Genomic DNA, 24,931 nt, shown 5'->3' with positions numbered 1-24,931 from the left:
GTATGGCCAATGATCCCGGCCATGCCTGCCTCTGCCGCCGCCACTCGCCAGGGCGCTCATGCCGTGCTGCGGTTCGGCCGGTTCGCGGCGATGGGCACGGTGGCGGTGCTGATCCTGATCGCGGGTGTGTGGGCGTCGTGGGGTACGGCGCAGCACGTGATGCTGACGAAGGGCCGGGAGCGCGGCACGGTGGAGGTGACGCGGTGCGGGCCGGATACGTGCACGGGCCCGTACTCGCCGCTGTCGGTGGGTTCGCAGCCGCGGTCGAGGGTGGTGCTGGAGAAGTCGGTCGCGGTGGAGAGGGGCCGGACGTACACGGTGGTCCTGAAGCCGGGCAGCGATGACGCGGTGCGCTCGGGCCCGGCCGGGGTGCTGTACGCGTGGATTCCGCTGGGTGGTGCGCTGTTGCTGGCGTCGGTGGTGGTGGCGGGGGGTCTGCTGCGGACGCGGGCGGCGTGGGTGCTGGCGTTGTCGGGGGTGGCGTTGCTGACGGCGGCTTTCGTGACCGTCTGAGGGGTTGCGGCGTTCTCTTCTTCTGTGGGGGGCCGAGCGTTGTGTGTTCGTGATTGACGTGCTGACCAGCGAGGCTGGATGCTGAGCCGCCCCCTCCACATCTTCCCGGTCACTTCTCGAAGATGGACGACTTCTCGATGCGAACTCTCTCGCGCGCCGGCGCTGTCGCCGCCGCCGCTTCCGCGGTCCTCCTGCTCGCTCCGGCCGCCCACGCGTCGCCTCCCGGTGACAACGGCACGGTCAAGATCCACGACGCCTCGACGGACGAGGAGCTGCGCCGCAACGAGCCGCACGTGTGCACCTTCTACCTGGACGCTTTCGGTTTTGACGGCGGTCAGGAGGTGGACTGGCACATCGACGCGATCCCGCCGAGCGAGAACAGGGGGGAGACGGTGAAGTCCGGCTCGCTCACGTTGGACGCCGAGGGCCACGGCCGTACGGAGGACCTGTCGCTGCCCGACGGGCACTACAAGCTGTTCTGGAACTTCGACGGTGAGAAGGGTGCCGCCAAGCACAAGGTGTTCTGGACGGACTGCGAGGAGGGGCAGGAGCCCGGTGGTTCGACGCCGTCCGGGGCGGCTTCGCCGTCGCCGTCCGCCGGGGTGTCCCAGGCGCCGTCGGGTGAGCCGGGGACGTCGGCGTCGCCGGGCTCGCCGGCCGGCGGTGGTGCGTCGGCGTCCTCGTCGCCGTCGCCGCAGGGCGGTGCCGACGGTGATCTCGCCGAGACGGGTAACGGGGCGCCGGTGGGCGTGCTGTCCGGCGTGGCGGCGGTGCTGGTCGCGGGTGGTGGGTTCCTGGTGTTCCGTCGCCGGAGGGCCGGCCGCGGCTGACGTGGAACGTGATCGTGCCCCCGGGCCTGTACGGGCTCGGGGGCACGGTCGTGTCGGGGGTGTGGGTCAGCCGGTGTTGCGCAGGCCCGCTGCCACGCCGTTGACGGTGAGGAGCAGGGCGCGGGAGAGCAGCGGGTCGGGCTGCTCGCCGGCGGCGGCCGCGTCGCGCTGCCGCTTGAGCAGGGCGACCTGGAGGTAGGAGATGGGGTCGAGGTAGGCGTCGCGGATGGCGAAGGTCTGCTTCAGGACGGGTTCGGCGTCGAGGAGCTCCTGTTCGCCGGTGACGCGCAGGACCTCGGCGACGGTCAGTTCGTGTTCGGCCTTGATGGTGTCGAAGACGTGCTTGATCTCGTCGGGGACGAGGGTGTCGACGTAGTGCTGGGCGATCCGCAGGTCGGTCTTGGCGAGGGTCATCTCGACGTTGGAGATGAAGTTGCGGAAGAAGTGCCACTGCTGGTGCATCTCGTCGAGGACGGTGTCGAGGCCGGCCTCGCGCAGGGCCTTGAGGCCGGAGCCGACGCCGAACCAGCCGGGGACGATCTGGCGGGACTGGGTCCAGCCGAACACCCAGGGGATGGCGCGCAGGCCGTCGAGTGAGACGCCGGAGCCGGGGCGGCGGGAGGGCCGGGAGCCCAGGTGCAGGTCGGCGAGCTGGTCCACCGGCGTCGACGCGAGGAAGTACGTCGGCAGGTCGGGGTCCTCGACGAGGCGGCGGTAGGCGGCGTGCGCGGCGTCGGAGACGACGTCCATGGCGGCGTCCCAGCGGGCGAGGGCCTCGGTGGACTGGCGGGGCGCGGTGTGCAGGGCGGAGGCCTGGAGGGTGGCGGCGACGGTCAGTTCGAGGTTCTCGCGGGCCAGGGACGGGATGAGGTACTTGTCGGAGATGACCTCGCCCTGTTCGGTGACCTTGATCTCGCCTTCGAGGGTGCCCCAGGGCTGGGCGAGGATGGCGTCGTGGGTGGGGCCGCCGCCGCGGCCGACGGTGCCGCCGCGGCCGTGGAAGAGGCGCAGGCGGACGCCGTAGCGGTGGGCGACGTCGCGCAGGCGGCGCTGGGCGCGGTGGATCTCCCACTGGCTGGTGGTGATGCCGCCGAACTTGGAGGAGTCGGAGTAGCCGAGCATGACCTCCTGGACGTCTCCGCGCAGGGCGACGAGCCGCCGGTAGGACGGGTCGGAGAGCATGTCCTCGAGGATGGTGTCGGCGGCCTTGAGCTCGTCGGTGGTCTCCAGCAGGGGCACGATGCCGATCTTGGCCCAGCCGGCGTGCAGGTCGATCAGTCCGGCCTCGCGGGCGAGGACGGCGGCGGCGAAGACGTCGTCGGCGCCCTGGCACATGGAGATGATGTACGACTCGATGACCTCGGGTCCGAAGACTTCCAGGGCCTTCTTGACGGTCTGGAAGACGCCGAGGGTCTTCTCGCCGGGCGCGTCCACGGGTGCGGGGGTGGGCGCGAGGGGGCGGCGGGAGCGCAGTTCCTTGGCGAGGAGCTTGGCGCGGTAGTCGCGGGGCATGTCCGCGTACCGCCAGGATTCCTCACCGAGCCGGTCGAACAGCTGGCCGAGGGCGTGGTGGTGGGCGTCGGCGTGTTCGCGGACGTCCATGGTGGCGAGCTGGAGGCCGAAGGCGGCCAGGGTGCGGATGGTGCGGGCGAGGCGGCCGTCGGCGAAGAGGCCGCCGCGGTGCTCGCGCAGGGAGGTCTGGATGATCCGCAGGTCGCTGATCAGCTCGCCGGTGCCGAGGTAGTCGCGGCCCGGCACGTGCGCGGTGCCCTTGGCGAGGCGCTGCTTGGTGTTCTCCAGCTTCTGCCGGATGCAGGTGGCCTTGAGCCGGTAGGGCTCCTCGGCGTTGAGGCGCTTGTAGCGGGGGCTGATCTCGGGGAGGTTCTCCAGGTCGTCCTGGAGGGAGGTCAGCAGTTCCTCGGTGGCGCCGGCGTAGCGGATGGAGTTGGACAGGAAGCCGCGGAGTTCGTCGATCGTCTCCAGGGCGTCGTTGATGCCGTGCTCGTGCTGGAGGATGAGGACGTCCCAGGTCACCTGGGGCGTGACGTTGGGGTTGCCGTCGCGGTCGCCGCCGATCCAGGTGCCGAAGGTGAGGGGGCGGGTGTCGTCGGGGAGCTTGACGCCGGCGCGCTCCAGCTCGGCGGTGAGGTCCTCCAGGACGTCGCCGACGGCGCCGGCGTGCAGTTCGTCCAGGTAGTAGATGGCGTTGCGGGCCTCGTCGGCGGGCTCGGGGCGGACGACGCGCAGTTCGTCGGTCTGCCAGACGAGGTCGATGTTCTCGGCCAGGCGGGTGTCGAGGCGGCGCCGGTCGGACTCGATGACCGGGGTCTCCAGGAGCGCGGCGACACGCCGGAGCTTGTTCAGGACCGACCGGCGCGCGGCCTCGGTCGGGTGGGCGGTGAACACGGGGCGGACGTTGAGGTTGCGGACCGTCTCGCGCAGGTGCTCGGGGTCGGCGTCCTTGAGCCGGTCGGCCGTGCGGGCGAGCAGTCCGCCCTCGGCGGCGCGGCGGGCGCGCAGCTCGCGGCCGCGGTGGACCTGCTCCGTGACGTTGGCCAGGTGGAAGTAGGTGGAGAAGGCGCGGACCAGCTTGGCCGCGGTCTGGAGTTCGGTACCGCGCAGCAGCTCGGCGGCGGCCTCGCCGTCCTCACGGGTGAGGCGGCGGACCTTCTCGACGAGCTCCAGGAGCTCGGGACCCTCCTGCCGGACGAGGGTCTCTCCGAGGAGGTCACCCAGTCGGCGGATGTCGGCACGCAGCTCGCTGCTCGTCGTCGTGGTCTGGTCGTCGGCACTGCTCACAGGTGCGGCTCCTTGCAGTGTTGAAGCTCGTCTGGGAGGGGAACCCGGACGGCGTCTCGCGCGGCGGGCGCCGCATACGGGCCGGACATCCGGGAAGAAATCAGAGCGGACCGCGCTGTCCGACCGACTCCAGGATAGGTGTCGGCCGGGACGCGCAGGCTCTGGGGCTCTTGCCGCCGGGCGGCGCACTGCCATACTTACGAAGCCGTAGGTTACGGAACCGTAGGAAACAGTGCGGGGTTCCCGTGACCCGGCACCCCTTCTCCATCCACATACCCCCCAGGGGACGCGTATGACCAGTAGTTCCGACGTGATCGAGAACGCCCCGAAGGCGTCCGGTCAGGCAACCGACCAAGAAGCCACCGCCACGCTGGGTGGCGAGCAGAAGCGGTCCATCGAGCAGATCGCCCTCCTCCTCTTCATCACCGTCCCGTTCCTCGCACTGCTGGCGGCGGTGCCGCTGGCCTGGGGCTGGGGTGTGAGCTGGCTGGACCTCGGTCTGCTGGTCTTCTTCTACTTCCTCGGGTGCCACGGCATCACGATCGGTTTCCACCGTCACTTCACCCACGGCTCCTTCAAGGCCAAGCGGCCGCTGAAGATCGCGCTGGCGGTCGCCGGGTCCATGGCGGTCGAGGGTCCCCTGGTCCGCTGGGTGGCCGATCACCGCAAGCACCACAAGTTCTCCGACGCGGAGGGCGACCCGCACTCGCCGTGGCGGTTCGGCGAGTCGCTCCCGGCCCTGATGAAGGGCCTGTGGTGGGCGCACATCGGATGGATGTTCGACGAGGAGCAGACTCCGCAGGACAAGTACGCCCCGGACCTGATCAAGGACAGGACGCTCCGCGCGATCTCCCGCCAGTTCGTCCTGTGGACGGTCGTGTCCCTGGCCCTCCCGGCGCTGATCGGCGGGCTGGTCACGATGTCCTGGTGGGGCGCGTTCACGGGGTTCTTCTGGGGTTCGCTCGTCCGGGTGGCCCTGCTGCACCACGTGACGTGGTCGATCAACTCGATCTGCCACGCGGTGGGCAAGCGCCCCTTCAAGTCGCGTGACCGCTCGGGCAACGTGTGGTGGCTGGCGATCCTGTCCTGCGGCGAGTCCTGGCACAACCTGCACCACGCCGACCCCACCTCCGCGCGGCACGGTGTGATGCGCGGCCAGCTGGACTCCTCCGCCCGGCTGATCCGCTGGTTCGAGATGCTCGGCTGGGCGTACGACGTGCGCTGGCCGTCACGCTCGCGTATCGATTCGCGGCGTAACACCGGGGAAGGCGGCTCCCGGCACGGGAAGGAGCCCGTCAAGGCGGCATGATGGTCGCTGTGGCGACCGACTCGAGCAGCACCCCCAGCAATGACAAGCCGCGGCGAGTGCGCCGCACGCGGATGACCGGTGCCGAGCGCCGCCAGCAGCTGCTGGAGATCGGTCGCACGCTCTTCGCCGCCAAGGGTTTCGAGGGCACGTCGGTGGAGGAGATCGCGGCGAAGGCCGGGGTCTCCAAGCCGGTGGTGTACGAGCACTTCGGCGGCAAGGAAGGGCTATACGCGGTGGTCGTGGACCGCGAGATGCGGTGCCTGCTGGAGATGGTCACCAGTTCGCTCACGGCCGGCCACCCGCGCGAACTGTGCGAGCAGGCGGCCTTCGCCCTGCTGGACTACATCGAGGAGTACACGGACGGTTTCCGCATCCTGGTCCGTGACTCCCCCATCCCCCAGTCGACGGGATCCTTCGCCTCCCTCATCTCGGACATCGCCACCCAGGTGGAGGACATCCTGGGCCGCGAGTTCAAGAGCCGCGGCTTCGACCCCAAGCTGGCCCCGCTGTACGCCCAGGCCCTGGTCGGCATGGTCGCCCTGACCGGCCAGTGGTGGCTGGACGTACGCAAGCCGAAGAAGGCCGAGGTGGCCGCGCACCTGGTGAACCTCGCGTGGCACGGGCTGGACGGACTCGAGGCCAAGCCGCACCTGATAGGGCGTCGCAAGAGTTGACGCCAGTTGAACCTATGGGCCACGAGATTAATCTTGTGGCACCATGCGCGCATGACTGAGATCACGATCAGCGCTGCCCGTTCCCAGCTCGGCGACCTGGTCCGGCGTGCGGCCCACAGCCGCGAGACCATCGCCATCACCGACCACGGCCACGTGGCCGCGCTGCTCGTGTCTCCTCAGGTGATAGAGGATCTCGAAGACGCCCTCGCCGTCGCCGACTACCAGCGACGCAAGGCCGAGGGCACGCTCGGCGAGGGGGTCCCGCACGAAGAGGTCGGGCGCATGCTGGGGCTGCGTCCGTGACTTACCGCATCATCTGGGAGACGGACGCCACCAACGCGGCCGTACGCTTCCTCAAGGACGACCCGGCCGGGCTCGCCGCCGTGTACGAAGCCGTCGACGCGCTCGCCGAGACTCCCCGTCCTGCCAGTTCCACCCCTTACGGCCCGGGCTTCCGCCGACTCCGCGTCGGCGACTACCGCGTCCTGTACGTCATCGACGAGGACGTGATCCGCATCCTGTTCACCCACCTGGGCCGAACGGCGTAGCCACCGGTCACACCTGCTTCCGCGCCACCGCGAACACCCTGCGGAACGGGAACGGCGTGCCGTGCGGTCCCGCCGGATAGGCCTCGCGCAGGGCGGCCCGGTACTCGGCGAGGAAGCCGTCCCGCGCCTCGGGATCCTCGGCGAGGGCGGTCAGCACGGGCCGCAGGCCGGTCCCCTTCACCCAGTCGAGCACGGGGTCCTCGCCCTGGAGCAGGTGGATGTACGTCGTCTCCCACACGTCGGCGGTGCAGCCGAGCGAGGTGAGCCGCTCCAGATAGGCCTCGGGGGTGTGGACGGCGTCGGCGTGACGCAGAGTGCCGTCGAGCCGGTCGCGCCAGCGCGGGGCGTGCGCGAGTTCGCGCATGAGCCGGTGGCTCGGGGCGTCGAAGTTCCCGGGGACCTGGAAGGCGAAGATCCCGTCGGGTTCCAGCGCGGCCACCCAGTCTGCGAACCGGTCGAGGTGCCCCGGCACCCACTGGAGGGTGGCGTTGCTGATGATCAGGTCGCAGGGTTCGCTCGGTGCCCAGGTGCGGGCGTCGGCGTGGGCGAAGTCGAGACGGCCGCCGCCCGGCGTGGGCCCCTCGTGCTCGACATGGGCCTTGTCGAGCATCTCGGGCGAGTTGTCGTAGCCGGTGATCCGGGCGGCGGGCCAGCGGGCGGCGAGCAGCGCGGTGACATTGCCGGGCCCGCAGCCGAGGTCGGCGATGCGGGGAGGGTCGCCGGGGAGGTCGGGGACGCGGGCGAGGAGGTCGGTGAAGGGGCGGGCGCGATGGCCGGCATGCCGGAGGTACCGGGCGGGGTCCCAGGTGGGGGCGGCTGCGGGCATGGGTCCTCCTGGTGTCCGTAAGGGACGTACGGGGCGCACACACAGCGTGACACTGAATTTATCTCGACGTCAAGAAAATGGATGTCAAGAGACTCTACGTCGACACAACCACTACACTGATCGCCATGGAGGACGAGGTCGACCGGCTGGTCGCAGCATGGCGCCGGGAGCGCCCGGACCTCGACGTCGAACCGCTCGAGGTGCTCAGCCGCGTGAGCAGACTGGCCCGGCATCTGGACCGGGCACGCCGGCTGGCCTTCTCCGAGCACGGCCTGGAGCCGTGGGAGTTCGACGTCCTGACGGCGCTGCGCCGGGCGGGCACGCCGTACCAGCTCTCGCCGGGGCAGCTCCTCACCCAGACCCTGGTCACCTCGGGCACGATGACGAACCGCATCGACCGCCTGGCGAAGAAGGGCCTCGTGGAGCGCCTCCCCGACCCCAGCGACCGCCGAGGCGTCCTGGTCCGGCTGACGGCTGAGGGCCGGGACCGCGCGGACCAGGCCCTGGCGGGTCTGCTGGACCAGGAGCGCGCGATCCTCGCGGAGCTCACCCGCGCCCAGCGGGGCGAACTGGCGGGGCTTCTACGCCAGCTGACCGCCCCGTTCGACAACATCCCCGGCTAGGTCGGCGGGCCCGACTCCGGCCCGCCGGGCGAGGGCGACGGCGGCGAGCGTGGAATGCACGCCGAGCTTGCCCAGCACGTTCTGCATGTGCGTACGCACCGTGTGCGGCGACAGATAGAGGCGCTCGGCGACGGCCTTGCGCCCCAGCCCCGCCACCATGCACCGCAGCACTTCCCGCTCACGCGGAGTGAGGGACTCGACGAGCCGCTCGCTCTCGGTGCGGTGCTTGCGCGCGGCCGTCAGTTCCCGCAGCACGCCGGTCAGCAGGGCCGGCGGCAGATGCGTCTCGTCCCGCAGCACGCCTCGGATGACGGTGAGCAGCCGGGACAGCGAGCAGTCCTTGGCGACCCACCCGGAGGCCCCGGCCTGGAGGGCCAGCGCGGCCCGGCGCGGGTCGTCCTTCTCGGCGAGCACGACGATCCGTACGTTCGGCTGCGCGGACCGCACGCCCGTGACGAGGGAGATCCCGTCGACGAGCCCGTCCTCGTTGCCCTCCTGCACGGGTACGGCCGGGCGAGCGCCCGGCACCTTGCCGCCCAGATCGGCGTCGACGAGCAGCACGTCGAACCGCCGCCCCTCGGCGACCGCCCGCTCCAGGCTGCGCAGCGCGGCAGGGCCGCTGCCGGCCGCGGAGACCTCGACATCGGGCTCGGCGGCCAGGGCCGCCGCGAGTGACTCGGCGAAGATGCGATGGTCGTCGACGACCAGGACTCGGATGCGAACCACGTAACCCCCTTCCCCAGGCTCCTGAAGAGCAGGGGATACCCCATCGTCGGAAGACGAACCGCACGGGTACGACACCGGGGTGCCCGGATCTGCTGCATCTGTCCGTCCGTCCTCACAGCAGCCTGGCCGGGTCGCCGCCAGCCGCACGGCCGCCGCCGCGCAGAAACCGCTACCCCCACCCCGGGTGTCGTACCCGGCTGTCTCGCCCCCTGATCGGCACCGGCCCCCACCGGTGCTGTTCATCAGAGTACGGCCGGGGGCCCGGAGCGGAAGGTTATTTGCAGAACTGACTGTCCTGCGCGTTTATGGTGTGCCGCATGTTCCGTCTTGAGACAGAAGTCGACAAGGCCCGACGTGATCTGCTCCGTACACGCCTGCGGGAAACGAACACGGCCGCCTCTCCGGTACTGCGCGCCCTGCGCGGAACGCCGGACGAAAGGGACGTCCCGTTGCACGTGTGGGCTGTGAACGACACGGACGACGGCCTGGCGGGCGGCCTCGTCGGCTACACCTGGGCGACCTGGCTCCACGTCACATACCTCTGGGTCGACGAACGCCACCGCGGCGCGGGGCTGGGCGCCCGGCTCCTGTGGGAGGCGGAACGCATCGCCTCCCGCGAACGCGGCTGCCGGGCGGCCCGCCTGGAGACATGGGACTTCCAGGCCCCTCGCTTCTACGAGAAGCAGGGGTACGAGGTGGTGTGCGTGGTGCCGGACTATCCGCCGGGCATCACGGAGTACACGCTGACGAAGCGGCTGGGCTGACGACCTCGTCGCCGTCGCTGTTCGACCCACCGATAGCGTTGCTTCGCTTGAGTTGTCCCCCCACATCAACGGGAGCACACAGTGAACCGCCCTGCTCGGCTCGTGACAGCCGCGCTCACCGCATCCGCGGCCCTGCTGCTGACCGCCTGCGATTCGGGGGGAGGTGACGGGGCGTCGTCCGACAAGATCGCCGGTGCGGATCCGGCCGATTCGCCATCGGCTTCGCCGTCGATCTCCGCGTCGGCGGACGGGATCGACCGGCCGGAGATCAAGCTGCCGGATGACATGAGGAACGTCTTCGAGGACAGGCAGACCGGAGACCCCCAGAAGGACACCATCCTCGCCGACAACGAACGGGCCATCAACAGTGTGGATCAGGCGATGGCGTACGGCGACCTGAAGAAGTCCGGCATGGGTTTCTACTACACGGACAGCGCGCTGGTTGGCGTCTACAACTACGCGAAGGACAACATCGCCAGGAAGACCAGCTGGGCCGGCACGCTGCGCTACTTCGATCGTCAGGTGACGGTGTTCGATAAAACGTCAGCGGCAGTGACGTACTGCGCGGACGAGAGCAAGGCAAACGTCAAGGACCTCAAGACCAACAAGGTGAACGTGGTCAAGACCTCGCCCGACAGCTACGTCTACTACAACACCGGCGTCAAGAAGAACAAGCAGGGCGTCTGGCAGATCTGGAGCCTCCACGAGGACCGGGGTGCCAAGAGGTGCCAGCCGTGACACGACGCGTGGTGCTCGCGGCTCTCACCTCCGCGCTGTTCCTCCTTGGGGTCGACACAGCTGTCGCCGGAGGAATCGGCAGCAACGGATCCCGAGATGTCGAGGCGTCCGGTGACTCCTCAGGTCGGGTGCTGCAGTCGCGCATCACCTTCAATGTCAAGGGCGCAGCCCCGTCGAAGGACGGCGGCCCGATCACGTCCAACGCCGTGGACTGGGAGCCACCGGCCTGCTGGTACGAGCCCTACTGGAAGGCAAAGGACTTCAAGACCTACACCGAGGCCAACTGGTCGATGTACGAGTCTGTCGGCGGCGATCCCGTGGGCATCGCGGACGACAAGGCGCGTTACAAGGGAGGCCACCCATACAAGGACTTCAACGTCGACAAGAACGACGAGGGCATGTGGTGGGTGGCCGTCACGAATCCGAAGATGAAGGATGACCCTGCCGCCAACGACTGCAAGCGCAAGCCCTTCTGGGTGGACAACGGCGAGAACCCCGGCGTGCCCCAGGCCATCGACACCGAGACGCTCGCCGGGCTTGCGCACCAGCGGACCGTCGTGCCGCCGACCAGGGTCTCCCTCGCGCCGAACGGCAAGTCGACGGTGAACGCCCCCACCTGGGTCTGGCTGGACAAGGGCACCTTCAAGCCCGTCTCCGTCACGGCGAGTCTGCCCGGTACGGGGCTGTGGGCGACCACGACCGCCAAGCCGGTGAGCCTGCACCTCGACCCTGGGACGGAGGACGCGGAGAGCCTTCCGGCGTCCGGCGAGTGCGTGATCAACGACGACGGGTCGATCGGAGAGCCGTACGCCAGGGGCAAGGCGGAGCTGACGCCGCCGTGCGGGGTGCGGTACCTGCGGTCCTCGGGGGACGGCTCCTACGGCCTCGAGGCGACCCTCACCTGGGACATCAGCTGGGAAGGCGCCGGCGGCACCGGCGGCGACCTGCCCAGCGGCACGTTCGCCACCACCACCGAGGTGGCGGTCCAGGAGTACCAGGCCGTCAACCGCTGACGTAGCGGAGAAGCGGGCGGGCGCCCTTCCTCGTGGAGGACAGGGCGCCCGCTCGGGCTGTCAGCGCAGGCGGCGCGCCCCGGCTGACGGCACTGCCTCGAAGACGCGCGGTGCGGTGAAGCCCGCCGTGGCGAAGGCCTCCTGGATCGCCTTGGTGAGCGCGTCCACGTCGGTCTCCTCGGCGAGGACGATCGCCGAGCCGCCGAAGCCGCCGCCGGTCATGCGGGCACCCAGGGCGCCGGAGGTGAGGGCCGTGTCGACGACCAGGTCCAGTTCGGGGCAGGAGATGCGGAAGTCGTCCCGGAGGGAGGCGTGGCCCTCGGCCAGGACCGGGCCGATCGCCCGGGTCTCGCCCGACTCCAGCAAGGACACCACCCGCTCGACGCGCTCGTTCTCCGTGACGATGTGGCGGACCAGGCGGCGGACCTCGTCCTCGTCGCCGAGGCGGGCCAGGGCCTCGTCCAGTTCCGCGTACGGCACGTCCCGCAGGGCGTCGACGCCGAGCAGCGCCGCGCCCTTCTCGCAGCCCGCGCGGCGCTTGCCGTACTCGCCCTCGCTGTGGGAGTGCTTGACCTGCGTGTCGACGACGAGGAGGCGCATGCCCTCGGCCGCCAGGTCGAAGGGGATCTGGCGCTGGGAGAGGTCGCGGGTGTCGAGGAAGAGGGCGTGGCCCGCCTCGCAGCACGCCGACGCGGTCTGGTCCATGATGCCGACCGGGGCGCCCACGTAGACGTTCTCCGCGCGCTGGCACAGGCGGGCCAGCTGCCAGCCCCGCAGGTCCAGCGCGTACAGGTCGTTCAGGGCCAGTGCCACGACCACTTCCAGCGCCGCCGACGACGACAGGCCCGCGCCCGAGGGGACCGTGGAGGACAGGTGGATGTCCGCGCCGGTCACCGCGTGGCCGGCCTCGCGCAGGGCCCACACCACGCCCGCCGGGTACGCCGTCCAGTTCTTGTCCGACTCGGGGGACAGGTCGTCCAGGCGGAGTTCGCTCACCCCGCCCTCGACGTCCGCCGAGTGGAGGCGGAGCACGCCGTCCGCACGGCGGGAGACCGCCGCCACCGCCGTGTGCGGCAGGGCGAACGGCATGACGAAGCCGTCGTTGTAGTCGGTGTGCTCACCGATGAGGTTGACGCGGCCCGGTGCCGCCCAGACTCCGTGCGGCTCGGCGCCGTACAGCTCCGTGAACCGCTCGGCGACCGCTCCGGCGGCCTCGTCGGCAACAGCCTCGCTCATCCCTGACCCCTGACCCTTCGTTCCGTACTAGTTGTCGCGCCGCTGCGCGAAGTCCCAGGCGTCCGCGACGATTCCGTCGAGGTCCGCTCGGGACGGCTTCCAGCCCAGCTTCTCGCGCGCCGTGGCGGCCGATGCCACCAGGACCGCCGGATCGCCGCCCCGGCGGGGGGCGACCACTTCCGGGATCGGGTGGCCGGTCACCCGGCGGACCGTCTCGATGACCTCGCGGACGGAGAAGCCGTTGCCGTTGCCGAGGTTGCAGATCAGGTGCTCGCCGGAGGCGGCGGCGCCCAGCGCCAGCAGGTGGGCCTCGGCCAGGTCCGCGACGTGGATGTAGTCGCGCACGCAGGTGCCGTCCGGCGTCGGGTAGTCGTCGCCGAAGACGGAGATCGCGTCGCGCCTGCCCTGCGCGACCTGGAGGACGAGCGGGATCAGGTGGGACTCGGGGTCGTGGCGCTCGCCGTACTCGCCGTACGCCCCGGCCACGTTGAAGTAGCGCAGCGAGACCGCGCCCAGGCCGTGGGCGGCCGCCTCACCGCTGATCATGTGGTCCACCGCGAGCTTCGTGGCGCCGTACGGGTTGGTCGGGGCGGTGGGCGCCGACTCGACGATCGGGACCTGCTCCGGCTCGCCGTACGTCGCCGCCGTCGAGGAGAAGACGAGCTTGCGGACGCCCGCCTCGCGCATCGCCGCGAGCAGGGCCATGGTGCCGCCGACGTTGTTGTCCCAGTACTTCTCCGGCTTCACGACCGACTCGCCGACCTGCGAGAACGCGGCGAAGTGCAGGACGCCGTCGAAGGAGGAGTCCAGCCACTTGGCGGCGTCGCGGATGTCGCCCTCCACGAAGGAGGCACCCGCCGGGACGCCCTCGCGGAAGCCCGTGGAGAGGTTGTCGAGGACGACGACCTCGTGACCGGCTTCCAGCAGGTGCTGGGCGACCACGCTGCCGACGAAACCCGCGCCGCCTGTCACCAGGTACTTGCCGCTCATGAACTCGCTACCTCTCGCAGTCGCTCGGCCGCGCGCTCCGGCGGCACGTCATTGATGAAGACGTTCATACCGGACTCGGAACCCGCGAGGAACTTCAACTTGCCGGAAGTGCGGCGGATGGTGAAAAGCTCGAGGTGAAGCGCGAAATCCTCCCGCACGACCCCGTCGAACTCCTCCAGCGCGCCGAACGGGGCCTGGTGCCAGGCCGCGATGTACGGGGTCGGAGGCTCGCCCTCACCGAAGATCCGGTCGAAGCGCCTCAAGAGTTCCAGATAAATCTTGGGGAACTCTGTGCGCGCCGCCTCGTCCAGCCCGAGCAGGTCGGGCACGCGGCGCTTGGGGTACAGGTGGACCTCGTACGGCCAGTGCGCCGCGTACGGCACGAAGGCCACCCAGTGGTCGCCCTCCAGGACGATCCGTTCCTCGGCGAGTTCACGCTCCAGGACGGCGTCGAAGAGGTTCTCCCCGCCCGTCATCTCCTTGTGGGCCGCGACGGAGCGGAGCATCAGGGCGGTGCGCGGGGTGGTGAAGGGGTAGGCGTAGATCTGTCCGTGCGGGTGCTGGAGGGTCACGCCGATCTCGGCACCCCGGTTCTCGAAGCAGAACACCTGCTCGACGGAGGGGAGATGGGACAGCTCCGACGTACGGTCCGTCCACGCCTCCAGCACCAGGCCGGCCTGCTCCTCGCTGAGGCTCGCGAAGGACGCGTTGTGGTCGGACGTGAAGCAGACGACCTCGCACCGGCCGGAGTCGCCGGCCAGCGAGGGGAACCGGTTCTCGAACACGACGACGTCGTACGACGAGTCCGGGATCTCGCTCAGCCGGTCGCCCTCGGAGGGGCACAGGGGACACTCGTCGGCCGGCGGATGGTAGGTGCGGCCCTGGCGGTGCGAGGCGATGGCGACGGAGTCGCCGAGCAGGGGGTCGCGGCGGATCTCGGACGTGGTGACGGTGCGGTCCAGCGGGCGGCGGTCGGCCGCGTCCCGCACGCTGTCGTCACGCAGGTCGTAGTAGATGAGCTCGCGACCGTCGGCCAGCCGGGTCGAGGTCTTCTTCACGCCGGACTCCTCATCCTTCAAACATAACCCAACATACCAAAACACAACTCACCACATTCGTCAACATCACAATCAAACAAAGAGCATCAACGGACGTGTTCAATATCTGAAGGCGGAGGCGTAGATTCCGCGAGGTATCGGTTCGCGCAACGAAGCGAGGGCTCATGCATCCCCCCACCTACCTGGCAGCCGAGCTGCGACTCCCCACGAACTGGCTCGACTACACGATCCTCGGCATCTACTTCGCCGTCGTCCTCGGCATCGGCTTCGCCGCCCGCCGCTCGGTGAAGACCAGTCTCGACTTCTTCCTCTCCGGCCGTTCCCTGCCCGCCTGGGTCACCGGCCTCGCGTTCATCGCCGCCAACCTGGGCGCCACCGAGATCCTCGGCATGGCCGCCAACAGCGCCCAGTACGGCGTCTACACCACGCACTGGTACTGGATCGGCGCCATCCCGGCCATGGTCTTCCTCGGCCTGGTGATGATGCCCTTCTACTACGGCTCCAAGGTCCGCTCGGTCCCGGAGTTCCTGCTGCTGCGCTTCGACAGGGCCGCGCACCTGCTCAGCTCGGGCCTCTTCGCCTGCGCCGCCATCCTCATCGCGGGCGTCAACCTCTACGCCCTGGCCATCGTCGTCGAGGCGCTGCTGGGCTGGCCGGAGTGGGTGGCCATCGTGGTCGCCGGCTTCTTCGTACTCGCCTACATCACCCTCGGCGGCCTCTCCTCGGCCATCTACAACGAGGTCCTCCAGTTCTTCGTGATCCTCGCCGCGCTCATCCCCATCACGGTGCTCGGCCTGAAGAGCGTCGGAGGCTGGGACGGCCTGTCCGACTCCCTCACCCGGTCCCACGGCGCCGACTTCATGACCTCCTGGGGCGGCACGGGCATCGGCAGTGCCAACCCGCTGGGCGCCAACTGGCTGACGATCGTCCTGGGCCTGGGCTTCGTGCTCTCTTTCGGCTACTGGACGACGAACTTCGCCGAGGTGCAGCGCGCCCTGTCCGCGAAGAACCTCTCGGCGGCCCAGCGCACACCACTCATCGCCGCGTTCCCGAAGATCTTCATCGTCTTCCTGGTGATGATCCCGGGTCTGGTCGCCGCGGTGCTGGTCCCGAAGATCGGCACGTCCGGCTCCGACCTCCAGTACAACGACGCGATCCCTTACCTGATGGAGCAGTTGCTGCCCAACGGCGTGCTGGGCATCGCCGTGACCGGCCTCCTCGCGGCGTTCATGGCGGGCATGGCGGCCAACGTGTCGTCGTTCAACACGGTGTTCACGACGGACATCTGGGCGAAGTACGTGGTGAAGGGGCGGGAGGACGCGTACTACGTGCGCTTCGGCCGCCTGATCACCGCGATCGGTGTCCTGGCCTCCATCGGCACGGCGTTCCTGGCGTCGTCCTTCTCCAACATCATGAGCTACCTCCAGACGCTGTTCTCCTTCTTCAACGTGCCGATGTTCGTCGTCTTCATCATCGGCATGTTCTGGAAGCGGGCGTCCATGAAGTCGGGCTTCTGGGGGCTCGTCGCGGGCACCACCGCCGCGATGGTCAACTACTTCGTCATCTACAAGCAGGGCATCATCGACATCCCCTCCGACCAGGGGGCCAACTTCGTCTCGGCGATCGCGGGGTTCGTCGCGGGCGCGGTCGTCATGGTGGCGGTGTCGCTCTTCACCGCGCCGAAGCCGGTCGGGGAACTCCAGGGGCTCGTCTACGGCACGACCTCGCCCGGCATGGCGGAGCCGCCCGCGCCCGGGGACGAGGCCTGGTATCGCAAGCCGGCGCTGCTGGGGTGGGGCGCGGTCGTGCTGGCCGCGGCCTGCTACATCCCGTTCTCGTTCTGACCGCTTTCTGATCCGGGAGTTTGAGGGAACATGTCCGAGTTCTACTCCGAGAAGGACGTGCAGCGGGAAGTCACCGAGTTGCAGGGCAAGTCGGCGACGGCTGCGCGGTTGTTCGACATCCGGCGGATCATCGGTGGGTTGTTCGTGGTCTACGGGGTCATCGTCACGATCGCGGGGTTCACGGCGTCCGATGCCGACATCGACAAGGCGGAGGGTGTGAACATCAACCTGTGGACCGGGTTGGGGATGCTCGCGCTGGGGGTGTTCTTCCTGGTGTGGCTGAAGCTGCGGCCTGTGGCTCCCCCGCCGCCGGGTGTCGTGCCCGGGGACGAGGAGCGGGCCGAGTGACCGACGGCGTCACAGGTACTCGGCGTCGGTGCTGAGGCCGGGTGGGTGCGCAGTCCGGCGGAGCGGGGTGCCGCTGCGCCCACCCGTGCCGCCCTGGGGGTACCCCCTGCTCGAAGAGCTTGGGGGAGGCACGACTGGCCGCAGCGGGGGGGGCGAGCGCGCTGACTACGGCTCCGGTTCCGGGGCCGGGGGGCGGGTGAGTGGGCCCGCGCGGTCCAGCAACCCCGTGCGAGCCGCCAGGGCCGCTGCCTCCAGGCGGGAGCCCACTCCCAGTTTCATCAGGACCCGTTGGACGTGCGTGCGGGCCGTGGAGGGGGCGATGCCCATGCCCGCCGCGATCAGGCGGGTGTCCTCGCCGTCCGCGACGCGGACCAGGACCTCCACCTCCCGCGGCGTGAGCATCGACAGCAACCGCTGGCCCTCGTCGTCCGGTTGGGCCGCCGGGTTGAGCAACTCGCTGAACGCGCCTTGCAGCAGCTGCGGCGCCACCGCCGCCTCCCCCGCCCGGGCCTTCATGATCGCCCGCTCGACACCCTCTATGCGCTCATCGTGACGTACGTACCCCGACGCCCCCGCGGCGAAGGCGGCCGCGATACCGCGCGGACTCGGCACCGGCCCCAGGACCAGGACCGCGACCTGCGGACGCTCCCGCTTGATCCGCACCACCGGGTCGAAGATCCCCGGCTCCGCCGGCGTGGCCGTCCCCAGCAGGCACACCTCCGGCGCCCGTGTGATCACCAGCTCCGCCGCCCCCGCGGCCGGCGCCGCCGCGGCCAGCACCCGGTGCCCCCGCAGCTTCAGCGCCGAGGCCAACGCCTCGGCCAGCAGTCGGTGGTCGTCGACCACCATGAGCCGCACTCCCATCGAGCAACCCCCCAGTCACCCCGGTCCCCCCAGATGGAAGCCCCCCGGCTCCCCCGCCTTCATGCCCCCGGAAGCTACACGCTTGTTCGACGTTGCGCTCCCCCTACCGGCGAGAATCGCCCCGGATCGCCGAAATTCCTCTCATTCGAGGTTGACTGAGCCAAACGCGAACGGTCCCGCCCCTGAACAGGGACGGGACCGTACCGGCACTCAGTCGATCACCAAGCGGACACCGATCGATCAGCTCGTTCCGAAGGCGACCGCGAGGTACTCCTTCTCACTCGTGCTGCTGGTCCGCTTGCTCGCGTACACCTTGGACATGAACAGGTGCCCGTCGCCGTACAGGAGCTCGGAGTACTCCGGCGACATGCTCGTCTCCACGTCCCGCACCGTGTCCGTCGCCGGGTTCTCCAGCAGCTTCGTCTGCTTGAAGCTGCCCCCGTCGATGCTCACGATCTGCCCGCCCTTGTCGTACGGCGGCCGCTTGTACGCGATCAGGTTGCCGCCGTCCATGCGCAGCGGCGAGATCGTGTAGCCGTCGCCCGCGTCGGCCCGCTGCCCGGTCTGCTTGCCGGTGGCGAGGTCGAAGGCGACGATCTCGTTGGTCTGGCTGTACTCGCCGGTGCCGTCGTGCTCCTCGGTCGGCAGGTACAGCCGGTCGTTGCCGACGGCCAGCTGGTTGCAGTACTCGATGCGGGTGATGCCCTCGCAGCGGGCCGCGAACTGCTCGCCCGGCGCGGAGATGCGCGTGCGCAGCTTGCCGGTCTTGTTGTCGATGGAGAAGAAGTCGGAGATGCCGCTGCCGTCGCCCGCGGAGTCGCCGACGTCGGCGGCCACGACGAGCGGGTTGGTCGACACGATGCTCGCGTACTCGATGCCCTGGGCCATCTTGTACTCCGAGATCACCTTCCCGGACGCCGGGTCGATGGTCTGGATGTGCAGCTGCCGTTGCTCGTACGTGCCGCACTTGCGCACCGCGACCAGCTTGTCGCCGCCGCCGTACCCGGCGTCGTAGCAGGAGTCGGTCGGCTTCGGGCTCCACAGGAGCTTGCCGGACAGGTCGAAGGCGGCGCCGCCGCTGGTGCTGCCGACGGCGACCGTGTCGCCGCTGATCGTGACGTTGTCGAAGTTGATCAGCTGGTCACCGGTCTTGACGGTCTTCGTCCACAGCCTCTTGCCGGCGTCGAGATCGATCACGGCGAGCTGGCTGCACCCGTGCGACGGGTCGGCCTTGGTCGGCATCGCGGGCTGGTAGAGGATCGCCGTCTTGTTGTCGTCGGTGACATGGCGGCTGACCTGGCAGACCGGGCCGTCCAGCGGGATCGTCCACTGCTTGCTGCCCTTGTCGCGGTCGTAGCCGACGATCTGGGCGATGCCGCTCTTGGCGTACGTCTTGTCGGTGAGCCACGAACCGGAGACGACGACCGTGCTGTCGTTCTTCACCTCGGGCATCGGGACCTGGAAGAGGACCTTGGCACTGGGGTCGGCCGGGGCCTTCTCCTTGCCGCCGGAGCTGGTGCCGCCGTTGTTGTCGTCCGTGCCGCCGGTGCCGCCGCCGGAGCCGGCCGTGTCGTCCTTCTTGCCGCCGTCCTGGGACGAGGAGTACCAGACACCGCCGCCGACGATCAGGGCGATCGCCACGACCGCGGCCACGATGATGGCCAGCTGCGCGTTGAACTTCCTGCCCCCGCCCGGCTGTCCGGGCTGCGGCTGGAGCGGCATGGTCGGCTGCGGATAGCCGTAACCGGGCTGCCCGTATCCCGGCTGGCCCGGCTGCCCGTACGGCGCCTGCGGCGGCTGCCCGTATCCGGGCTGGCCGTATCCGGGCTGCTGGCCGGGATAGCCGTACCCCGGCTGAGGCTGCTGCGCGGGCGGCGGGGGCGGCGTCTGCGGAGCCGCCGGCGGAGGCGTCTGCGGAGCCTGCGGGTAGCCGTACCCCGGCTGCGGGGGCCGGCCCTGGGGCGGCCCGAAGCCTCCCCCGGGCGGGGGCTGCTGGGGCGGCGGAGGCGGCGGCTGGGTCATGGCGTGAGTACCTCGCGGAAGGGGACGGACGACGAAGACGAAGGCAGGACCGAAGGGGGAAGAGTCACTTGCCGTAGGCGAGCATCAACTTCTCCTTCGTGTCGTCGTTTCCGCTCAGCCGCGTCGTCGAGATGTAGAAGCGCCCGTCGACCCAGTCGGTGTCCCTGGAGAAGAAGCCGTTCTCGATGTCCGCCGCGTTCTGCGGGTTCTGGAGCAGCTTGACCGGCTTGTGGCCGCTGCCGCCGGTCGGGATGGACACGACCTGGCCGCCCGCGTCGTACGACGGCTCCACATAGGCGATGAGCTTGCCGCCCTCGACCTTCATCGGCAGCATCGACTCGTCGGCCGGGGACTTCACCCGCCACTTCTCCTTGCCGTCGGCGAGGTTGACCGCGACGATCTCGTTGGCGCCGCTGGTCGCCTCCGTGGGGAGGTAGAGCGTGGTGTCGTCGACGGCGACGCCCTGGCAGCCCTGGAGGTCGCGTTCGAGGATGGCCCAGCCGCACTCGGGGGCGAAGTCCTCGTCGAAGCCGACCTGCGAGCGGAACTTGCCGCCGGAGGTGAAGGTGGAGATGTTCCAGGCCTTCTTGTCCTCGTTGGTGCTGTAGACGACCAGCGGGCTGACCGAGTAGGTGCGCGCGACCCGCCAGCCCTTGTCGAACGGCTGGGTCCACTTGACGTCGCCGGTGCGCGGGTCGAGCTCCTGCACCTCGTCGTGCTCCTTCGCGGTGCCGGCACCGCAGGAGGAGACGGCGATCAGCTTCTCGCCGCCGGCGAACGCGGAGGGGAAGCAGGCGCTGCCGTACTTCTTCTTGTCGAAGAGCTTGTCGCCGTTGGTGACGTCGTAGGCCGTGCCGGACTGGGAGCGGCCCACCATCAGCGTCTTGCCGGTGATGGACAGTTCGACGGAGAGCGTGGAGTCGAACAGGGCGCCGTCGGCGACCTGCTGCTTCCAGCCCTTCTCGCCCGTGTCGAGGTCGATCTCCTGCAGCTGGTTGCACTTGGCGCGGTCGCTGCTGCCGCTCATGTACGCGACGACGATCTTGTCGTCGGACGTCTTCTGCGGGGTGGTCGCACAGATCTTCTGCGGGAAGGTGATGGCGTCCCAGGTCGGCTTGCCGTCACCGACGTTGTAGGCGAAGAGCTGCTTGTACGCCGCCTTCACCGCCGTCTTGTCGGTGATCCACATGCCGGGGGCGTCGGCGCCGGAACCGGGCGCGTCGGGCGACTCCTTGTACCAGAGGACCTTCGCCTCGCCCGCCTGGCGGCCCTCGTTGAGGTTCTCCGGGTCCTCGCCGCCGTCGCCGCTGCCGTCACCGGGGTTGACCGGGGCGGAGGCACCGGACTTGGCGTCGTCGGTCTGCTGGGCGACCGGCTTCTTCTTGCCCTTGCCGCTGTCTCCGCCGGTGACGGCCCACACGGTGCCGCCGACGACGAGCAGCGCTGCCACGGCGGCGCCTATGATCAGGGCGGGCTTGCCCTTGAAGGGGTTGCCCGAGCCACCCCCGGGCGGGGTGCCGGGCGCGCCGGGGTACTGCGGCTGCTGCGGGTAGCCGTAGCCGGGCTGGCCGTACGGACCCGGCGGCTGCGGCTGGCCGTAGGGGCCGGAGTTGTACGGTCCCGGCTGCCCGTACGGCCCGGGCTGCTGCGGGGGCTGCTGGGGATAGCCGTATCCGGGCTGCGGCGGCCCCTGCGGGGGCGGTGGCGCCTGGGGCGGGCCCTGGGGCGGCGGCGGGGTCTGCGGTGCCCCGAAGCCACCGCCCTGCGGCGGCTGGTTCTGCGGTGCTCCGAAGCCACCGTGCGGTGGCTGACTGGGCGGCTGAGTCATCAGCGGCTCCCCCGTTCGATCACTGATTTTTAGCCACGCCCTGAGGTACGCAATGGGCTCAGAGTCGCTTCATGAAGTTCTAAGACGGCTCTTTCTATCACCCGGTGCCGACAGGCCACGGGGCCGTATCACCCCCTGTTCCCAAGGGAGGACCGGCCTGTGATGCCGTTGTTATGCGCCTTCACGCACCCTTCACGCGTCCTCGGCGAGTTCCAGCCAGCGCAGTTCCAGCTCCTCGCGCTGACCGGCCAACTCGCGCAGCTCGGCGTCCAGTTCGGCGACCTTCGAGAAGTCCGTGGCGTTTTCGGCGATCTGGGCGTGGAGCTTGGTCTCCTTCTCGGAGACCTTGTCGAGCTGCCGCTCGATCTTCTGCAGTTCCTTCTTGGCTGCGCGCTGGTCGGCGGCGCTCTTCTCCGGGGCGGCGGTCTGCGGCGCCGCGGCGGGCGTCGCGGCGGCCGCGGCCTCCTCCATGCGCTGCCGCCGCTCCAGGTACTCGTCGATGCCGCGCGGCAGCATCCGCAGGGTGCCGTCACCGAGCAGGGCGAACACCCGGTCGGTGGTGCGCTCGATGAAGAACCGGTCGTGGGAGATGACGATCATCGAGCCGGGCCAGCCGTCGAGCACGTCCTCCAGCTGCGTCAGCGTCTCGATGTCGAGGTCGTTGGTGGGCTCGTCGAGGAAGAGGACGTTGGGCTCGTCCATGAGGAGCCGCAGCAGCTGGAGCCGCCGCCGCTCACCGCCGGACAGGTCGCCGACCGGCGTCCACTGCTTCTCCTTGGTGAAGCCGAACGTCTCGCACAGCTGCCCGGCCGTCATCTCGCGCCCCTTGCCCAGGTCGACGCGCTCGCGCACCTGTTGCACGGCCTCCAGCACGCGTGTGTTCGGGTCGAGTTCGGCGACCTCCTGGGAGAGGTAGGCCAGCTTCACGGTCTTGCCGACACGGACGCGCCCACCCGCGGGCTGGGCCTCGCCGTCGGTCCGGGCCGCCTCGGCCATGGCCCGCAGCAGGGACGTCTTCCCGGCGCCGTTGACGCCGACGAGACCGATCCGGTCGCCGGGTCCGAGCTGCCAGGTGACGTGCTTGAGGAGGACCTTGGGACCGGCCTGGACGGTGATGTCCTCCAGGTCGAAGACGGTCTTGCCGAGCCGCGTGGACGCGAACCGCATCAGTTCGCTGCTGTCCCGGGGCGGCGGTACGTCCTTGATGAGCTCGTTGGCGGCCTCGACGCGGAAGCGCGGCTTGGACGTCCGGGCGGGCGCCCCGCGCCGCAGCCAGGCCAGCTCCTTGCGGACGAGGTTCTGCCGCTTGACCTCCTCGGTGGCGGCGATGCGCTCGCGCTCGGCCCGGGCGAAGACGTAGTCGGAGTAGCCGCCCTCGTACTCGTAGACGTCTCCGCGCTGGACGTCCCACATGCGTGTGCACACCTGGTCCAGGAACCAGCGGTCGTGGGTCACGCAGACCAGCGCGGACCTGCGGTTCTGGAGATGCCGGGCGAGCCAGGCGATGCCCTCGACGTCGAGGTGGTTGGTGGGCTCGTCGAGGACGAGCAGGTCCTGCTCCTCGATGAGGAGCTTGGCGAGCGCGATGCGGCGCCGCTCACCGCCGGACAGCGGTCCGATGACGGTGTCGAGCCCCTTGGGGAACCCCGGCAGGTCGAGCCCGCCGAACAGGCCGGTCAGCACGTCCCTGACCTTGGCGACGCCGGCCCACTCGTGGTCGGCCATGTCGCCGATGACCTCGTGGCGGACGGTGGCCTCGGGGTCGAGGGAGTCGTGCTGCGTGAGCACGCCGATGCGCAGTCCGCCGGAGTGCGTCACGCGCCCGGTGTCGGCCTCCTCCAGCCTGGCGAGCATGCGGATCAGCGTGGTCTTGCCGTCGCCGTTGCGGCCGACGACGCCGATGCGGTCCCCTTCGGAGACGCCGAGGGAGACGCCGTCGAGCAGGGCGCGGGTGCCGTACACCTTGCTGACGTTCTCGACATTGACCAGGTTGACGGCCATTTCTCTCCTGACGAGGGGGATGGATCGACCCTCCAGGGTAGTCGGGCGGCGGTGTGCTCCGACCGGGGTGCTCAGGAGCGCTCGGTCGCCTCCTGGCGGCGCTGGTAGCGCCACACGTCCAGCAGCCTCTCGTCGAACGGCAGCTCCGCGTCGACGGGGCCGATCCGGTGCTCGGCCTCCACACAGCGCGGATCGTCGCGGTACGCCAGGCCGGACACGGCGCAGATGCGGATCTGCTGCCGCTCGTCGTGGGTGAGCGCGACCAGCGCGTCCCCTGCCTCGGGCTCATTCCCCCGGTAGTGGCCGAGCCAGCGGCACGCCGCCTCGCGTACGCCGGGGTCCTCGTCGCGGGCCAGGGTGAGCACGGCGGTGAGGCTCTGGGGGCTGACCCGGGACCGGCCGTCCTCGGAGTGGCCCAGGGCGTCCGGCACCAGGGCGCGCACCCGGGGGTCCGGGTGGGCGAGGTGTGACAGGCCGACTGCCTCGATCTCCGGGGCGCTGTCGTGGGTCATCGCCTGGAGGATGACCGCCAGCACCTCCGGATCCTCCTCCAGTTCGGCCCAGGGCACGAGCTCCCTGCCCCGGTTCCGGAAGGGGTCGCGTCCCGTGACGAAGTCCCCGAGGATCAGGAACAGCAGGATGTCGGCGGCGAGCAGGCGGTACAGCCGGTCGGGGTGGTTGAGCAGGTCCCTTGTCCACTGCCAGGTCTCCTCGTCCAGCCGGCGGCCGAGCGTGAAGACCACGACCGACCAGACGACGTGGTTCCGGTCGGGGTGGGCGAGGGCCCGGTCCACCAGCTCGTCGAAGGGCGCACGGATCCCGTAGCGCTCCTCCGTGGAGGTGAGCACCGCCCGGTGCTCGTCGCGCACGGTCGTCCCGCCGAGCGTGAGCTGCTCGGACCACCAGCCGACCTCGTCGTCCTCGACCCGGATCCGCTCGACCGGCCCGGTGTGGCCGGTGATGCGGCGCAGTTCCGCCTCCGTGCCCGCCTCGGCCCATCGCCGGGCCCTGGCCAGCAGTTCGGCGCGCGCCGGTGCCGGGAGCGGGATCCGGCTGGTGGCGAGCGCGGAGGTCAGCAGGTGGGACCCGCCGTCCACCGCCCGCGTCAGCGGGGTGCTCCCGTCGGGCAGCCTGCGCAGTGGGTCGGCGCCGGCCTGGAGCAGCGCCTCGGCGACGGGCCGGTCGTACGCCGCCACGGCCAGGCAGAGGACCGGGAGGCCGTCCGCGAGGGTGCCGGGGCCGGCGCCGGACTCCAGCAGCGCCGTGACCTCCTCCACGTCGCGGCGCCGTACGGCCGCGACCAGTTCCCGCACGCTTGTGCCCCCCTCTTGAAACGACTGGGGGAGCCCAGGCGCCCGGCCGCGGCCGGGGCACGTG

The 24,931-nt window shown here is 70.1% G+C and carries 23 protein-coding genes; 12 read left to right on the top strand and 11 right to left on the bottom strand.

Translation table 11 applies throughout. The features are described from left to right. The first annotated feature begins 9 nt into the window (after positions 1-9). Positions 10-513, top strand: a complete 504-nt coding sequence (locus tag SCNRRL3882_RS24110) for a hypothetical protein (protein ID WP_029180842.1) — start codon at positions 10-12, stop codon at positions 511-513. Between the two features lie 137 nt (positions 514-650). Continuing rightward, entirely contained in the window at positions 651-1,343 is a 693-nt protein-coding gene (locus SCNRRL3882_RS24105) for an LPXTG cell wall anchor domain-containing protein (RefSeq protein ID WP_010035207.1), read from the top strand. Between the two features lie 66 nt (positions 1,344-1,409). On the opposite strand, the gene ppc is transcribed toward SCNRRL3882_RS24105, so the two are convergent. Continuing rightward, on the bottom strand, positions 1,410-4,142 hold the full coding sequence (gene ppc, locus SCNRRL3882_RS24100) for a phosphoenolpyruvate carboxylase (RefSeq protein WP_010035211.1): 2,733 nt from the start codon (positions 4,140-4,142) through the stop codon (positions 1,410-1,412). 292 nt (positions 4,143-4,434) lie between these two features. Between ppc and SCNRRL3882_RS24095 the strand changes: the two genes are divergently transcribed. From SCNRRL3882_RS24095 to SCNRRL3882_RS24080, 4 genes are read left to right on the top strand one after another with little or no spacing between them, the layout of a single operon-like run. Beyond that, positions 4,435-5,451, top strand: coding sequence for an acyl-CoA desaturase (locus tag SCNRRL3882_RS24095; protein ID WP_029180843.1), 1,017 nt, complete (start codon positions 4,435-4,437; stop codon positions 5,449-5,451). Further along, positions 5,448-6,125: a TetR/AcrR family transcriptional regulator gene (locus SCNRRL3882_RS24090; protein ID WP_029180844.1), complete on the top strand. Its 678-nt coding sequence runs from the start codon at positions 5,448-5,450 to the stop codon at positions 6,123-6,125. The genes SCNRRL3882_RS24095 and SCNRRL3882_RS24090 overlap by 4 nt, the downstream gene beginning before the upstream one ends. Positions 6,126-6,176: 51 nt before the next feature. Beyond that, the gene (locus SCNRRL3882_RS24085) at positions 6,177-6,428 is read left to right on the top strand and encodes a type II toxin-antitoxin system Phd/YefM family antitoxin (RefSeq protein ID WP_010035217.1); all 252 of its coding nucleotides are present in this window, start codon (positions 6,177-6,179) and stop codon (positions 6,426-6,428) included. Continuing rightward, a complete protein-coding gene (locus SCNRRL3882_RS24080) occupies positions 6,425-6,673 on the top strand; it encodes a type II toxin-antitoxin system RelE family toxin (protein WP_010035219.1) in 249 nt (82 codons plus the stop codon). Before SCNRRL3882_RS24085 ends, SCNRRL3882_RS24080 begins: the two co-directional genes overlap by 4 nt. A 7-nt stretch (positions 6,674-6,680) precedes the next feature. Here the strand turns inward: SCNRRL3882_RS24080 and SCNRRL3882_RS24075 are convergent, their stop codons facing one another. Beyond that, positions 6,681-7,499 carry a trans-aconitate 2-methyltransferase gene (locus tag SCNRRL3882_RS24075; protein WP_010035220.1) on the bottom strand — a complete coding sequence of 273 codons (819 nt, stop codon included), beginning with the start codon at positions 7,497-7,499 and terminating at the stop codon, positions 6,681-6,683. 125 nt (positions 7,500-7,624) lie between these two features. Between SCNRRL3882_RS24075 and tamR the strand changes: the two genes are divergently transcribed. Then, positions 7,625-8,122: a MarR family transcriptional regulator TamR gene (gene tamR, locus SCNRRL3882_RS24070; RefSeq protein ID WP_010035221.1), complete on the top strand. Its 498-nt coding sequence runs from the start codon at positions 7,625-7,627 to the stop codon at positions 8,120-8,122. On the opposite strand, the gene SCNRRL3882_RS24065 is transcribed toward tamR, so the two are convergent. Further along, positions 8,081-8,848 carry a LuxR C-terminal-related transcriptional regulator gene (locus SCNRRL3882_RS24065; RefSeq protein ID WP_010035222.1) on the bottom strand — a complete coding sequence of 256 codons (768 nt, stop codon included), beginning with the start codon at positions 8,846-8,848 and terminating at the stop codon, positions 8,081-8,083. The genes tamR and SCNRRL3882_RS24065 overlap by 42 nt on opposite strands. 305 nt (positions 8,849-9,153) lie before the next feature. On the opposite strand from SCNRRL3882_RS24065, the gene SCNRRL3882_RS24060 reads away from it, so the two are divergent. The 3 genes from SCNRRL3882_RS24060 (at position 9,154) to SCNRRL3882_RS24050 (ending at position 11,363) form a co-directional block, all read left to right on the top strand. Next, complete coding sequence (locus tag SCNRRL3882_RS24060) at positions 9,154-9,612, top strand: GNAT family N-acetyltransferase (protein WP_029180845.1); 459 nt, start codon at positions 9,154-9,156, stop codon at positions 9,610-9,612. Positions 9,613-9,693: 81 nt separating this feature from the next. Continuing rightward, on the top strand, positions 9,694-10,350 hold the full coding sequence (locus tag SCNRRL3882_RS24055; protein ID WP_029180846.1) for a hypothetical protein: 657 nt from the start codon (positions 9,694-9,696) through the stop codon (positions 10,348-10,350). Then, positions 10,338-11,363 (top strand): hypothetical protein, encoded by a 1,026-nt coding sequence (locus tag SCNRRL3882_RS24050; RefSeq protein WP_050810180.1) that lies wholly within the window; start codon positions 10,338-10,340, stop codon positions 11,361-11,363. The genes SCNRRL3882_RS24055 and SCNRRL3882_RS24050 overlap by 13 nt, the downstream gene beginning before the upstream one ends. A gap of 60 nt (positions 11,364-11,423) precedes the next feature. Here the strand turns inward: SCNRRL3882_RS24050 and galK are convergent, their stop codons facing one another. The 3 genes from galK to galT are packed head-to-tail and all read right to left on the bottom strand — an operon-like array spanning position 11,424 to position 14,647. Next, positions 11,424-12,599 (bottom strand): galactokinase, encoded by a 1,176-nt coding sequence (gene galK, locus SCNRRL3882_RS24045; protein WP_010035232.1) that lies wholly within the window; start codon positions 12,597-12,599, stop codon positions 11,424-11,426. A 27-nt stretch (positions 12,600-12,626) separates the two neighbouring features. Beyond that, positions 12,627-13,589 carry a UDP-glucose 4-epimerase GalE gene (gene galE, locus SCNRRL3882_RS24040; protein ID WP_010035234.1) on the bottom strand — a complete coding sequence of 321 codons (963 nt, stop codon included), beginning with the start codon at positions 13,587-13,589 and terminating at the stop codon, positions 12,627-12,629. Then, on the bottom strand, positions 13,586-14,647 hold the full coding sequence (gene galT, locus SCNRRL3882_RS24035; protein ID WP_010035236.1) for a galactose-1-phosphate uridylyltransferase: 1,062 nt from the start codon (positions 14,645-14,647) through the stop codon (positions 13,586-13,588). The genes galE and galT overlap by 4 nt, the downstream gene beginning before the upstream one ends. Positions 14,648-14,811: 164 nt before the next feature. Here galT and SCNRRL3882_RS24030 point away from each other — a divergent pair, with 164 nt between their 5' ends. Together SCNRRL3882_RS24030 and SCNRRL3882_RS24025 are read left to right on the top strand one after the other, a co-directional pair. Beyond that, on the top strand, positions 14,812-16,491 hold the full coding sequence (locus tag SCNRRL3882_RS24030; RefSeq protein WP_010035238.1) for a sodium:solute symporter family protein: 1,680 nt from the start codon (positions 14,812-14,814) through the stop codon (positions 16,489-16,491). Positions 16,492-16,521: 30 nt separating this feature from the next. Further along, positions 16,522-16,839, top strand: a complete 318-nt coding sequence (locus SCNRRL3882_RS24025) for a hypothetical protein (protein WP_010035240.1) — start codon at positions 16,522-16,524, stop codon at positions 16,837-16,839. A gap of 165 nt (positions 16,840-17,004) precedes the next feature. On the opposite strand, the gene SCNRRL3882_RS24020 is transcribed toward SCNRRL3882_RS24025, so the two are convergent. The 5 genes from SCNRRL3882_RS24020 to SCNRRL3882_RS24000 form a co-directional block, all read right to left on the bottom strand. Continuing rightward, entirely contained in the window at positions 17,005-17,703 is a 699-nt protein-coding gene (locus SCNRRL3882_RS24020; RefSeq protein ID WP_029180848.1) for a helix-turn-helix transcriptional regulator, read from the bottom strand. Between the two features lie 240 nt (positions 17,704-17,943). Beyond that, positions 17,944-19,725: a PQQ-binding-like beta-propeller repeat protein gene (locus tag SCNRRL3882_RS24015; RefSeq protein ID WP_078602753.1), complete on the bottom strand. Its 1,782-nt coding sequence runs from the start codon at positions 19,723-19,725 to the stop codon at positions 17,944-17,946. A gap of 64 nt (positions 19,726-19,789) precedes the next feature. After that, a complete protein-coding gene (locus SCNRRL3882_RS24010) occupies positions 19,790-21,553 on the bottom strand; it encodes a PQQ-binding-like beta-propeller repeat protein (protein WP_010035249.1) in 1,764 nt (587 codons plus the stop codon). 192 nt (positions 21,554-21,745) lie between these two features. Next, the gene (locus SCNRRL3882_RS24005; RefSeq protein WP_010035256.1) at positions 21,746-23,554 is read right to left on the bottom strand and encodes an ABC-F family ATP-binding cassette domain-containing protein; all 1,809 of its coding nucleotides are present in this window, start codon (positions 23,552-23,554) and stop codon (positions 21,746-21,748) included. A gap of 71 nt (positions 23,555-23,625) precedes the next feature. Beyond that, positions 23,626-24,867, bottom strand: a complete 1,242-nt coding sequence (locus SCNRRL3882_RS24000; protein ID WP_010035258.1) for a HEAT repeat domain-containing protein — start codon at positions 24,865-24,867, stop codon at positions 23,626-23,628. Between the last annotated feature and the right edge of the window lie 64 nt (positions 24,868-24,931).

This window comes from Streptomyces chartreusis NRRL 3882, from assembly GCF_900236475.1.
GTDB lineage: Bacteria > Actinomycetota > Actinomycetes > Streptomycetales > Streptomycetaceae > Streptomyces > Streptomyces chartreusis_D.
This window is presented reverse-complemented; position numbering and strand designations above follow the sequence as displayed.

What these genes read in the sequence shown, in the direction of transcription:
- SCNRRL3882_RS24015 (WP_078602753.1), bottom strand. Translation starts at nt 19,725, where the DNA reads ATGACCCAGCCGCCGCCTCCGCCGCCCCAGCAGCCCCCGCCCGGGGGA.
- SCNRRL3882_RS24105 (WP_010035207.1), top strand. Translation starts at nt 651, where the DNA reads ATGCGAACTCTCTCGCGCGCCGGCGCTGTCGCCGCCGCCGCTTCCGCG.
- SCNRRL3882_RS24090 (WP_029180844.1), top strand. Translation starts at nt 5,448, where the DNA reads ATGATGGTCGCTGTGGCGACCGACTCGAGCAGCACCCCCAGCAATGAC.
- SCNRRL3882_RS24020 (WP_029180848.1), bottom strand. Translation starts at nt 17,703, where the DNA reads ATGGGAGTGCGGCTCATGGTGGTCGACGACCACCGACTGCTGGCCGAG.
- galE (WP_010035234.1), bottom strand. Translation starts at nt 13,589, where the DNA reads ATGAGCGGCAAGTACCTGGTGACAGGCGGCGCGGGTTTCGTCGGCAGC.
- SCNRRL3882_RS24075 (WP_010035220.1), bottom strand. Translation starts at nt 7,499, where the DNA reads ATGCCCGCAGCCGCCCCCACCTGGGACCCCGCCCGGTACCTCCGGCAT.
- SCNRRL3882_RS24010 (WP_010035249.1), bottom strand. Translation starts at nt 21,553, where the DNA reads ATGACTCAGCCGCCCAGTCAGCCACCGCACGGTGGCTTCGGAGCACCG.
- SCNRRL3882_RS24030 (WP_010035238.1), top strand. Translation starts at nt 14,812, where the DNA reads ATGCATCCCCCCACCTACCTGGCAGCCGAGCTGCGACTCCCCACGAAC.
- SCNRRL3882_RS24110 (WP_029180842.1), top strand. Translation starts at nt 10, where the DNA reads ATGATCCCGGCCATGCCTGCCTCTGCCGCCGCCACTCGCCAGGGCGCT.
- galK (WP_010035232.1), bottom strand. Translation starts at nt 12,599, where the DNA reads ATGAGCGAGGCTGTTGCCGACGAGGCCGCCGGAGCGGTCGCCGAGCGG.
- SCNRRL3882_RS24085 (WP_010035217.1), top strand. Translation starts at nt 6,177, where the DNA reads ATGACTGAGATCACGATCAGCGCTGCCCGTTCCCAGCTCGGCGACCTG.
- SCNRRL3882_RS24060 (WP_029180845.1), top strand. Translation starts at nt 9,154, where the DNA reads ATGGTGTGCCGCATGTTCCGTCTTGAGACAGAAGTCGACAAGGCCCGA.
- tamR (WP_010035221.1), top strand. Translation starts at nt 7,625, where the DNA reads ATGGAGGACGAGGTCGACCGGCTGGTCGCAGCATGGCGCCGGGAGCGC.
- SCNRRL3882_RS24025 (WP_010035240.1), top strand. Translation starts at nt 16,522, where the DNA reads ATGTCCGAGTTCTACTCCGAGAAGGACGTGCAGCGGGAAGTCACCGAG.
- SCNRRL3882_RS24095 (WP_029180843.1), top strand. Translation starts at nt 4,435, where the DNA reads ATGACCAGTAGTTCCGACGTGATCGAGAACGCCCCGAAGGCGTCCGGT.
- SCNRRL3882_RS24005 (WP_010035256.1), bottom strand. Translation starts at nt 23,554, where the DNA reads ATGGCCGTCAACCTGGTCAATGTCGAGAACGTCAGCAAGGTGTACGGC.